The organism is Nostoc sp., from assembly GCF_036917515.1.
Lineage (GTDB): Bacteria > Cyanobacteriota > Cyanobacteriia > Cyanobacteriales > Nostocaceae > Nostoc.
This window is the reverse complement of sequence record NZ_JBALDE010000099.1, coordinates 75,339-82,874: the sequence shown is the minus strand read 5'-3', so window position 1 is coordinate 82,874 and position 7,536 is coordinate 75,339. Positions and strand designations below refer to the sequence as shown.

At 40.4% G+C, this 7,536-nt stretch carries 5 protein-coding genes and 2 pseudogenes; 3 read left to right on the top strand and 4 right to left on the bottom strand.

Features of this window, described 5'->3' with window-relative positions:
• The first annotated feature begins 40 nt into the window (after window positions 1–40).
• Entirely contained in the window at window positions 41–412 is a 372-nt protein-coding gene (locus V7K89_RS11805) for a trypsin-like serine peptidase (RefSeq protein WP_335187290.1), read from the top strand.
• A gap of 41 nt (window positions 413–453) precedes the next feature.
• Window positions 454–4,200: a tetratricopeptide repeat protein gene (locus tag V7K89_RS11800; RefSeq protein WP_335187288.1), complete on the top strand. Its 3,747-nt coding sequence runs from the start codon at window positions 454–456 to the stop codon at window positions 4,198–4,200.
• Window positions 4,201–4,243: 43 nt separating this feature from the next.
• Here the strand turns inward: V7K89_RS11800 and V7K89_RS11795 are convergent.
• The 3 genes and pseudogenes from V7K89_RS11795 to V7K89_RS11785 all read right to left on the bottom strand — a co-directional run.
• A pseudogene (locus V7K89_RS11795) lies at window positions 4,244–4,411 on the bottom strand (IS701 family transposase); the annotation flags it as partial.
• Between the two features lie 14 nt (window positions 4,412–4,425).
• A pseudogene (locus tag V7K89_RS11790) lies at window positions 4,426–4,620 on the bottom strand (IS4 family transposase); the annotation flags it as partial.
• A gap of 254 nt (window positions 4,621–4,874) precedes the next feature.
• A complete protein-coding gene (locus tag V7K89_RS11785; protein WP_335187286.1) occupies window positions 4,875–5,111 on the bottom strand; it encodes a hypothetical protein in 237 nt (78 codons plus the stop codon).
• 181 nt (window positions 5,112–5,292) lie between these two features.
• Between V7K89_RS11785 and V7K89_RS11780 the strand changes: the two genes are divergently transcribed.
• Window positions 5,293–6,771, top strand: a complete 1,479-nt coding sequence (locus V7K89_RS11780; RefSeq protein ID WP_335187284.1) for a sugar ABC transporter substrate-binding protein — start codon at window positions 5,293–5,295, stop codon at window positions 6,769–6,771.
• Between the two features lie 307 nt (window positions 6,772–7,078).
• On the opposite strand, the gene V7K89_RS11775 is transcribed toward V7K89_RS11780, so the two are convergent.
• Window positions 7,079–7,501 (bottom strand): hypothetical protein, encoded by a 423-nt coding sequence (locus V7K89_RS11775; RefSeq protein ID WP_335187282.1) that lies wholly within the window; start codon window positions 7,499–7,501, stop codon window positions 7,079–7,081.
• Window positions 7,502–7,536 lie beyond the last annotated feature (35 nt).

Sequence of the window (7,536 nt, the reverse complement as noted above, 5' to 3'; positions counted from 1 at the left end):
CTTCTTTTTCCATTTTTTCTAATCTCCGTAGACTTACAGTATGGACAATGCACAGTATGAACCCTCTCCTCATCCCTTTATTATGCAACACCGAAATATCAAGGGCAGAGAGCGAGTGAACATCATTCAGCATCCAGCCGGAAGACCCAAAGAAATTTCCTTCCAAAACAATTTTGTTGAATATATTGGAGGAAATGTGGTGCAGTATGTTACCTCTACACAGAACGGTTCTTCTGGCTCGCCAGTATTAAACGATGGATGGGAGGTTGTTGCCCTTCATCATGCAGGTGGTAATATACCTGAACCCACAACCCAGCGACGTTATTTTAGAAACGAAGGTATACTAGTAGAGAGAATTTTGGCGAATTTGCCCTCAGAGATTAGAGAATTGGTGAATTTAGCAGCCAATTAGATACTCGAAGTCTCAACTCCAGTGACTAGGAAGCCTTTACGATGCCCCTGAAACCGGAACTGTTGAAGTTTTTGTCACGAATGCTCAATACACAAACAGTTCCGCAGCGTAAAGCATTATTAGCTGCTGTAGGGTTTGATCGGCTAGGTCGTCAAATCACTTGGGAAGGAACCAATCTCGTCTTTTTTAATGAATTACTGGAGCTATTACGTTCTGAAGGACAAAGCAATCTAGAGCGCTTTTTAAGGAACTTGGCAGACCGTGATCTGGATCTTGTCGGCTTGGAGGATAGTCTTAAGCTGGTTCAGTTTGCTGAAAATATTTGTGCTTTAACGCGTGAGGCGTGGGAGAGAGAGTTTTGGGGAGTTTCCAATACGAAAGCTTCATCGCATATACCCTTCGTGCTGCCACAATCAGATACACCTAATTTTACAGGGCGTGAGGAACAACTCCAGCAACTAGAAGCACTATTACTAAATTCACAGGGTTCTAAAGTCTGTAGTATTGTCGGGGTATCTGGTGGTGGTGGTATTGGCAAGTCTGCTTTAGCGTGCCGCTTTGCAACGATTCATCAAGACAAATTTCCAGATGGAGTAATTGGATTACGGGTAGATGGTAAGGATGTGGATACTATTGCCCGTGAGTTTGTGAGACGTTGTGGAGAGGAACTGGATTCGGAAGACGAACGGGATGCAGCGACTCTAATGCAAGAGGTGTTTACTCACCGTAAAATGTTGCTGATATTTGACAATGCTGAGGAAGCAATCATTAAAAAATTGCGTCCTGGAGGGACTCGCTGTGCGGTGATAGTGACGACTAGAAAAAGAAATTTGTCTTTTTCTCTAGATATTGGAGAGCAAGAAACCATTGATTTACCGCCGTTGCCTGAAGCAGATGCTCTGAAATTGTTGAAGAAGATTTTGGGAGATGAGCGAGTTGAAAATGCTGTAGCAGCGACAAAGCGACTGGTGAAATTAGTTGGTAATTTGCCTTTAGCGTTGCAGGTGCTAGGCGCAGCTTTACGAGGGCAACGCGAGCCTTTGGATGACTATACAAAAGCTCTGGAAGAAGAGAAAGATGAACTGTTTGAAGAACTCAAAGTAGAAGGCGATCGAGACCTCAACGTAGAAGTTTCATTAAATTTAAGCTTGAAGTCGCTTTCAGAGGATGAAGTTGATTTTTTTGCTTGTTTAAGTGTGTGTGCAGCAGAAGGATTTACTAAGCAAACAGCAATGCCAGCAACAGGATGCGAGAGGAATCTGCAAGCCCAGCGTTGTTTAAAGAAACTTTATGATTTGTCACTATTGAATTATGTAGATTCTGGAGAGAACCGTTTTGTACTGCATCCTTTGGTGCGGGTGTATGCGGAGGCGTTGGCTCGTAAGCGAGGGCTGTTGGCTGTAGCACAAGAACGTCATGCCAAGTTTTTTGTAGAGTGGCTACAGTCTGATGAATTGAGACATGAAACTACTATTGCTGAAGTTGCCGCGAATTTAGATGATGTGATTCTGGCAGCACAGTGGTTGCAGACTCATGAAGCTGACACCGCACAGAGTAAAATGGAAACCTACCAATTTGCTTTAAAGCTACAGCCATTATTTGAGCAGTATGGCTACTGGCAAAAGGCAATCACTCTGATGACCCAGTTTCAGTCTTGGGCAGAGCTATTTGAAGATTGGAATGCAGTAGTTCGATACAAAATGCATGAGGCTCGCTACTGGTCTTTTGCAGAAGAATTTGAACGAGCTGAAGAAATCTTAGGTTCCGCACAAGCGTGTTTACAGAAGATTGAGAACCTAGATACTCAGAAGAGACGTGAAGCCAAGGTGCTGAATGTATTGGGTGGTGTCTTTCAGAAACAAGGTAAGACAGAAGAAGCTATTCACACTTTTAGAGATGAAATTCTGATTGAAGAAGAAATTGGGGATGATCGATCTTTAGGCATTGTCTGCAATCGTTTAGGCAAATTATTGCAGTCCCAAGGCAAACTTGAAGAAGCGCAGCAGGCTTTTGAACGAGGAATTGTGATCGTCCAAGCCATCAATGACCAATCATCTCTTGCCATTGGGTTGAACTGCTTAGGAGGACTGCTCCAGCAACAGGGCAAGTTAAAAGAGGCACAACAGGCCTTTGAACAAGAAATTGTAATTGACGAAGCCCTTAATGACCAATCTAAACTTGCCATTGGGTTAAACCGTTTAGGAGGACTGCTCCAGCAACAGGGCAAACTAGACAAGGCACAGCAGGCTTTTGAACGACAAATTGCGATCGCCCAAGCCCTCAATGACCAATCATCTCTTGCCATTGGGTTGAACTGCTTAGGAGGACTGCTCCAGCAACAGGGCAAATTAGAACAAGCACAGCAGGCTTTTGAACGAGGAATTGCGATCGCCCAAGCCCTCAATGACCAATCATCTCTTGCCATTGGGTTAAACCGTTTAGGGGGATTGCTTCAGCAACAGGGCAAATTAGAACAAGCACAGCAGGCTTTTGAACGAGAAATTGCAATTGATGAAGCCCTCAATCACCAATCTCAACTTGCCATTGGGTTAAACCGTTTAGGAGGACTGCTCCAGCAACAGGGCAAACTAGAAGAGGCACTGGTAACAGCTAAACGTTGTGTTGCTATTGAAACAGAACTTGGTGTTTCCAGGGGGCTAACAATAGCCTTAACACAAGTTAGTCAACTTTTGAAAGCAGCAGGACAGGTTCAAAAAGCAATTACAACTTTTGAAAATATTGCTCAGATTGAGGAAGAACTTGGAAATCAGCGAGGATTAGCCATGACACTTAGTTCCTTGGCTAGTCTGCAAAGAGATCATGGAGATTTTGACGAGGCTTCTAATACATTGTTACGTATTTTTGCTATTGAGAAGAGCTTGAATAATCAAGAAAGAATGCTATGGACATTAAATAGCTTATCCTATGTAGCATTACAACAAGAGAAGTTTGATCTAGCCATTGAATATTACGAGCATGCTGTTGAACTCTCAAAAGACTATGGTAATGAAGAAGTTTCAGCTTCAATTTTGAATGGAATGGGTATAGCACTTCACCAATATGGGAATTTTCTTTTGGAACAACAAACACTTGTAGACAAAGCACTTGAAGTCTTAAAAAGAAGCCAAAAAGTTTTTATCCATCTTAATATCTCTATTCAAGTTGCATGGGTGTTGCACAGCCTTGGTAGAGCTTGGAAATTAAAAGGAAAATTTGAAAAAGCCGAAATACTTCTTAAACGTAGTCAGGAAATTTTTGAGGATAAAAAAGATTTGCCAAGTTTAGCCAAAGTCTTAAATACCTTGGGTGGTGTTTTAGAAAAACAACAGAAATGGAATGAAGCTGAAAAAATTCTCCGACAAAGTTACGACTTAGCTGAAAAGCTTAAAGACAAACGAGGACAAGCCATCATAGCCAATAGTTTAGGTCAAGTTATAGCTCATCAAGAAAGGGAAAAAGCTTTTGAGCTTTCACAAATGTACTTTCGTCAAAGTATCAAGTTAGGAGAAGAACTTGATGAGCAGCAACATCTTGCTAAGGTACATACAGCAATGGGACAAGCATTTTTAGCTCACGAAGTTTTTGATCGGGCTGTTGAGGAATTATCTAAAGGCTTTGAAATTGATGAAAGTCTGTCCAATATTCGTGGTTTAAGAATTGTCATCCCTAACCTAACTTATGCTTTAATTAAGTTAGGAAAACGAGAAGAAGCATTGGAGTATTGCGATCGGGCACTAATAATTGACCCAAATTCAGCAAATTTCCTGCGATTACGTGACAAAATTTAGGTTCAAGTCGCATAGCGTAGAAACTCCAAGACTTAAACAAAAATTAAACCCAAATGTAACCCAAACTGGCTTTATAGGCAGCAAACAGGTCACGATTTAAGGTCAACCAATTGAAAAATCGATAAGATATAGCCGTTTTAAATGCCTCTAAAGCTTCAATAAAAGTGTTCAAAGGTTTGTTTGCCCACCTACGCCTCAAGCCACCTGTTAGCCATTGGTCACAAGTTAAGGCTGTGAGCCAGTTGTCAAGAGGATTTTAGAAGGTGCTTGAAAGAAAAATTCAGATGTGCCTCGTTGTTTCTCAGGAAAAGGTGCAACAATGAGCTTCATGTTTGGTTTTCGTTGTCGTTTAACAATGCCTAAGTCCTGATTTTCAGGAGCAGCAAAATACTTAATAGGGTCTGATGCTAGACCTTTTTGACTGGAGTTTAGACTTAAAGTAAGCAAAAATAGCTCGACAGTAGATTCCATTGACTTGATGTCGAACAATCAGAGTATTAAATAAGATAAAAAGCATTAGGCAGTATTTTGAGATACTTTCTTCGACTTGTTAAAGGTTTTTTTGACAATAGGAAAACGAGTCCGTTGCTTGCGAGGTTTACCAGGAGACTTTTCTCGCTTGTTTGGGAGCAGGCGCAGGTGTTCCAATTCGAGCCAAAACTGTTGCAAAGGCATTAAGCGACTTGACCAAAAGACAAATTCTGGCAAGGCTTTTGCCAAGGTAGGGGACAATCTCTAATACCGTCTTTTGCCAACCATAACTGCCACGAGACTAAAAGCATCAAATCGCTCCAACGTTCTGACTGCTCAGGAGTGGAAAAATGAGGTAATGTCCAATGCAAATCATAAAGCACATGGTTGGAACAAAAACCCATGAGTTTATTCGCAGCAACGTCCGCAGTTTGCTTCACAAACTAGTCTAAACTCCAGTACTTAGTAAAAGAAAAATTTGCTTTGGAGCTTGCTAAAGACACCAACTTTTTTGCAGAATAGACAAAGAACTTAAGATTACGGATTAAATAACACTTGAATAAGCACTATGTGATGTCAGAAGATGCAGTAAAGATGTTTTTCTGACAAAAATCATAAAAAATGAGTATATTATTCAGAACCAAAGCCAGTCCAATGGCTAAAGGCTTTAAGAATCAGCAAAGAGTCAAGCAAACTTTTACCGTAATGCTAATAAGAGCTAGCCATCGCTACGTACTTATGGCATTCATACTCAGCTTGATATTTCTTGCCTGTATTAACATCTTAAAATCTAATCAATCCTTAGTCATTGAGTCTCCTATTAACAGTAAAGTCCTGAAGATTTGGTCAGATAAAGGTTATACTCTGGAAGAGGATGAAGCGCTCCAGAAGATCATTAGTAACTGGGAACAACAAAGCGGCAACAAAATTAAACTTACTTTCTATACTAACGATGAGTTGCCACAAAAGACTCAAAGGGCACTTCAGGCAGGTAATTCGCCTGATCTCGTAATAAATAGCAGTGCTGAGAGGGAGTTGTATCCACGTCTCGCCTGGGAAGGTAAACTGGTAGATGTCTCTGATGTAATTGAGCCAGTCAAAAGTATTTATTCTGAAGGTGTGCTGGAAGCAGTTCGTTTATATAACAACGTCGATAAAAAGTTGAGTTACTATGCAGTCCCAATTAATCAATTAACAATTCACATCTTCTACTGGCGAGACTTGCTAGAGCAAGTAGGTCGAACTCAAAGCGATATCCCCAAAGAGTGGGATGCTTTCTGGGAGTTTTGGAAACAAGTGCAGGATGATTTACGCGCACAGCAAAAACAGAATATTTACGGATTAGGCTTTCCTTTCTCTACTGGGTCTACAGATACCTACTACTTATTTGAGCAGATTTTAGAGGCATACAATGTCCAAATTTTAGACTCCAAGGGTCAACTTCTCCTCAACGATCCTCAGGTGCATCAAGGTATTGTTAAGAGCTTAGAGTGGTATGCGAAATTTTTCCAGCAGGATTACGTACCACCAGATGCAGTAAACTGGTTAAATCCAGACAATAATCGCAGCTTGCTCAATCGTGGCGTGGTTATGACGCCTAACTCCTCGCTCTCGATTCCTGCTGCTGTCCGCCAAGATCCTGACACTTATCGTCACAAGCTTGGTATCCTAGAATTTCCGAACAAACCCAATGGTAAACCGATGCGCTACTTAGTCTCGGTTAATGAAATAGTTTTGTTTGCCGAGTCTAAAAACCAAAAGGTAGCCAAGGACTTTCTAGCGTATTTAATTAAACCTGAGATAATAGGAAACTATCTTAAAGCTACTGGAGGTCGGTATTTACCAGTAATGAAGTCTGTTTGGAAAGACCCTTTTTGGACAAATCCAGCAGATCCTCATCTTTCCACTGCAACTCAAACACTGACTAAAGGTCTAACTCGCCCATTTTATATTGTTCAAAACCCTGCTTATAGTCTAGTTTTAGAAGAGAATGTTTGGGGTAAGGCTCTCAATCAAATAGTTGTTAATAGCATATCTCCAGAAGAAGCAGCAGACATGGCAATTGAGCGGATAAAACAAATTTTTGACGAATGGCAGTGAGCTATAGCAAAGTGCTGTTAGCGTCAGCGGGGCGTTTAGCCCGTGCTGAGTATAAACCCAGTGATATCATCAAGGCTTTTAGTAATCAACATTGTCCTAACCTATGTGGCTACGGCTATATATGCAATTTTAAAATCAGCACCTTACTACTAAAGTTACAATTTTTTTCTGAGATAACTATACAAAAAAGATGATTAAATACCTAGGCTAATTGAGCAAAAACTTACACAAACCATTTTTTAAAATTGGGAAGATAGTAAATCTGTTTTTCAACTTTATTGTTACCTTGTTCTGCTACACAGTAATTTCAAGACAAAGAATATCCTGTTGCTTTCTGAACGTATTTCACGACTTTTTCATAAGATTCAGGATTACTTACAGGGTTAATAATAATAGGAATAGTACCATCTGGCAACCAAAAAGTTATCCTGCCGTTCGGTTCATGACAAAAGGAACTGATGCAGTTGAGATTAATTACATATTCATTTTTTTCGTAAATTATTTTCACCCAGTGGGCACAATCTAATTTTAATACTGTCACACATTCTAAATAATTGAGAATTTTTTGATAGTCTTCTAGGTTACTTTGTGGGTTAATTATTATAGGAATAGCACTATCGGGTAGCCAAAAAGTAACTCTGCCATTCAGTTCATAACAAAAAGCATGGACACGTTCAAAATTTACTACATATTCTTTCCTTTCGTAAAGGATTTTCACCCAGTACGCCACAACATCTCCTCAAGTCCGAAATTTACGAATGATGC

Excerpts from the sequence above, each read along its gene's own strand:
- V7K89_RS11805 (WP_335187290.1), top strand. The coding sequence starts at position 41 with ATGGACAATGCACAGTATGAACCCTCTCCTCATCCCTTTATTATGCAA.
- V7K89_RS11800 (WP_335187288.1), top strand. The coding sequence starts at position 454 with ATGCCCCTGAAACCGGAACTGTTGAAGTTTTTGTCACGAATGCTCAAT.
- V7K89_RS11780 (WP_335187284.1), top strand. The coding sequence starts at position 5,293 with ATGAGTATATTATTCAGAACCAAAGCCAGTCCAATGGCTAAAGGCTTT.